Origin of the sequence: uncultured Neisseria sp., assembly GCF_951230505.1 — a bacterium.
Taxonomy (GTDB): Bacteria; Pseudomonadota; Gammaproteobacteria; order Burkholderiales; family Neisseriaceae; genus Neisseria.
This window is the reverse complement of record NZ_CATNVN010000184.1, coordinates 1-3,383: the sequence shown is the minus strand read 5'-3', so window position 1 is coordinate 3,383 and position 3,383 is coordinate 1. Positions and strand designations below refer to the sequence as shown.

Genomic DNA, 3,383 nt, shown 5'->3' with positions numbered 1-3,383 from the left:
AAAACACTCTACAACTTAAATAGCTGACTTTTAATCGATAGGTTAAATTTTATACTAAATATGTCGTATATAAGACAATAGAAAAACATAAAATAAGAATAATCATAGCAACCGTAAAATTTATTCTTAATATTTTCAGATAAAATTTATTGGATATTTTTTTGTATTCCAAACAGCACTCTGAAAAATTTAAATTGCATACTTCCAATAAATAGATATTCAAAAAAACCTATATCTACCCCTTCTGATTTTAATATTTTATATACCATTACTGAATTAATTATTATTGCAATAAAATACAAAAATACTAAACAAAACAGAAAATAAGGCAATAACTCCACCAAACTACTCCTTCTTTTTTAAAAAGAATTTTCCCTAAAAAACATATTGGACGACATAACCGAATTGCTATACTCGACATTATATTCCAACCCTTCACAAACCAATAAATACAAAAATGCCCGAAGCCAAAAGCCTCGGGCATTTTTAATATTTGGTGGGTCCGGTGGGTTTCGAACCCACGACCAAGGGATTATGAGTCCCCTGCTCTAACCCCTGAGCTACAGACCCGTCAAGAGTAGAAGCGGATTATAGCATAACTTGTTGCTTGTTCAAGATGCCGGGCAAATGTTTCAGACGACCTGTTGGTTTTCTATTCGGGCATTATGCCGATACGCCCAATGCTTCCCAAACTTTCAAGGCATCAGCCGTTGCTTTGACATCGTGAACACGGATGATTTGCGCGCCTCGGGCGACAGTGGCCAAAGCGGCTGCGACGCTGCCGTGTACGCGTTTGGCGGCATCTTGTTCGCCTGTCAGCTCGCCAATCATACTCTTGCGCGATATGCCGATCAGGAGTGGGAATCCGGTTGCGTCCATCAACTCAGGCAAATGTTGTATCAGGGTAATGTTGTGTTGCAGGTTTTTGCCGAAACAGAAGCCGGGGTCTAGCGTGATACGTTCAGGGGCAATGCCTGCTTGAACGCATTCTGCCGCGCGTGCTTTTAAATAACGCGCGACTTCTTCGACGACATCTTGATATTGCGGATTAAGCTGCATGGTTTTGGGCAAACCCTGCATGTGCATGAGACACACGCCTGTCGTCGGCTGTTGAGCCAATAATGCGACTGCGCCTTCATCACTCAATGCGGCAACGTCGTTGATAATATCGACGCCGCCTTGCGCCAAGGCTTTTTCCATGATTGCCGTGTGGCGCGTATCCAAGCTGACGGGAACATTCCACTTGGCCACTTCCGCCAAAACCGGCTGTACCCTGGCCCATTCTTCTTCTCCGAGAGAAACATCATCCGAACCCGGGCGCATAGATTCGCCGCCGATATCGAGAATATCCGCACCGTCTTTCAGTAGCTGCTCGGCATGTGCCAATGCTGTTGAGACATTTTGCGAATAGGTGCCGCCATCGGAAAATGAATCGGGGGTTAGATTGACGATGCCCATGATTTTGGGTTTGTCTAAGGCGATTTCAAATCGGCCTGCCTGCCAAATGTGCGTGTTCATAATGCTTCCATTGATGAAATAATAGGATAGAGGCCGTCTGAAACTTTTCAGACGCCTTTAGGTTTTGACTTCAAAACAATAAATTACATTCCGCCGTAATTCGGTCCGCTCGCGCCTTCAGGGCAAATCCAAGTGATGTTTTGCGTCGGGTCTTTGATGTCGCACGTTTTGCAATGAACACAGTTAGCGGCATTAATTTGCAGACGCGGACTGCCGTTTTCTTCGACGATTTCATACACGCCGGCCGGACAATAGCGGGTTTCGGGCGAGGCGTATTCTTTGTAGTTTACATCTATCATGACCTGCGGATTTTTCAGTACCAAATGGTCGGGCTGGTTTTCTTCGTGCGCAAGGTTGGCAAGGAAGACGCTGCTCAAACGGTCGAAGGTCAAAACGCCATCGGGCTTCGGATAATCAATCGGCTTGCATTCGGCGGCTTTTTTGAGCTGCTCGTTGTCTTTGCCGTGATGTTTCAAGGTCCACGGGGCTTTGCCTCTGAAAATCATTTGGTCGATGCCGGTATAGATTGAGCCGAGGTAAACGCCCCATTTGAATGACGGACGGACATTGCGCGCGGCGTAAAGCTCTTGATACAGCCAGCTTTGTTCAAAGCGTTGCTGATAATCGGCCGCTTCTTTGCCGCTGTCAAAGCTTTCCACTTCTTCGAGATTTTCCAACATAGGAAACACGGCTTCTGCGGCGAGCATGGCGGATTTCATCGCGGTATGAATGCCTTTGATGCGTGGCATATTCAGGAAACCTGCGGCATCGCCGACCAAAACTCCGCCTTTGAACGAGAGTTTCGGCAGGCTTTGCAAACCGCCTTCAATCAGCGAACGCGCGCCATAAGCGATACGGCGGCCGCCTTCAAAGGTTTTGCGGATTTCAGGATGGGTTTTGAAACGTTGGAACTCTTCAAACGGCGACAGATAAGGGTTTTGATAATCCAAACCGACCACAAAGCCGACAGCAACTTTATTTTCGTCAAAGTGATAAATAAACGAGCCGCCGTAGGTTTTGCTGTCCAACGGCCAGCCTGCGCTGTGCATGACCAAACCGGGCTGATGTTTTTCAGACGGCACTTCCCAAATTTCTTTAATGCCCAAGCCATAAGTTTGCGGCTCGCTGTTTTGGTCGAGTTGGAAACGTTCGATGACTTGTTTGGAAAGCGAGCCGCGACAACCTTCGGCAAATATGGTTTGCTGCGCCCAAAGTTCCATGCCGGGCTGGAATGAATCGGTCGGTTCGCCGTCTTTGCCCACGCCCATATTGCCGGTCGCAATGCCTTTGACCGAACCGTCTTCGTGATAAAGCACTTCGGCGGCGGCAAAGCCCGGATAGATTTCCACGCCCAAATTTTCCGCCTGCTCCGCCAGCCAGCGCACGACTTCGCCCAAGCTGGCAATATAGTTCGCATGGTTGTCGAAATTCGGGGTAACCGGCAAGTTGAAGGCTTTTTTCTCGGTCAGGAACAAAACCCTGTCCTTCGTCACTGTACGCGTCAGCGGCGCGCCTTTTTCTTTCCAATCAGGAATCAGCTCATTCAAAGAAATCGGATCGATGATGGCACCGGCCAGCGAGTGCGCACCGGCCTCCGAACCCTTCTCCACCACGCAAACGCTGATTTCGCGTCCATTCTTTTCGGCAAGCTGCTTGAGTTTGATGGCGGCAGACAAACCCGACGGGCCTGCGCCGACAATCACGACATCGTATTGCATACTGTCGCGCTCGATGGTTTCTGTCATAGTGGTTCCTGTATTGTCATTATTCAATTTAATCCGCTAATTATACAGCCTGGACATATAGTTACCAAATACAACAAAAGGCCGTCTGAAACTTTACTCAAATTTCAGACGGCCTTTACT

The 3,383-nt window shown here is 47.6% G+C and carries 2 protein-coding genes and 1 tRNA gene; all 3 read right to left on the bottom strand.

All coding sequences use genetic code 11. The features are described 5' to 3' along the window. Positions 1–494 precede the first annotated feature (494 nt). Positions 495–570: transfer RNA gene (locus Q1M25_RS09100), tRNA-Ile, on the bottom strand. Between the two features lie 93 nt (positions 571–663). Continuing rightward, positions 664–1,518 carry a dihydropteroate synthase gene (folP, locus tag Q1M25_RS09095; protein ID WP_300483975.1) on the bottom strand — a complete coding sequence of 285 codons (855 nt, stop codon included), beginning with the start codon at positions 1,516–1,518 and terminating at the stop codon, positions 664–666. 83 nt (positions 1,519–1,601) lie between these two features. Then, entirely contained in the window at positions 1,602–3,263 is a 1,662-nt protein-coding gene (locus Q1M25_RS09090) for an electron transfer flavoprotein-ubiquinone oxidoreductase (protein ID WP_300483973.1), read from the bottom strand. Positions 3,264–3,383: the final 120 nt, after the last annotated feature.

Coding starts and splice junctions, on each gene's coding strand:
- folP (WP_300483975.1), bottom strand. CDS start 1,518: ATGAACACGCACATTTGGCAGGCAGGCCGATTTGAAATCGCCTTAGAC.
- Q1M25_RS09090 (WP_300483973.1), bottom strand. CDS start 3,263: ATGACAGAAACCATCGAGCGCGACAGTATGCAATACGATGTCGTGATT.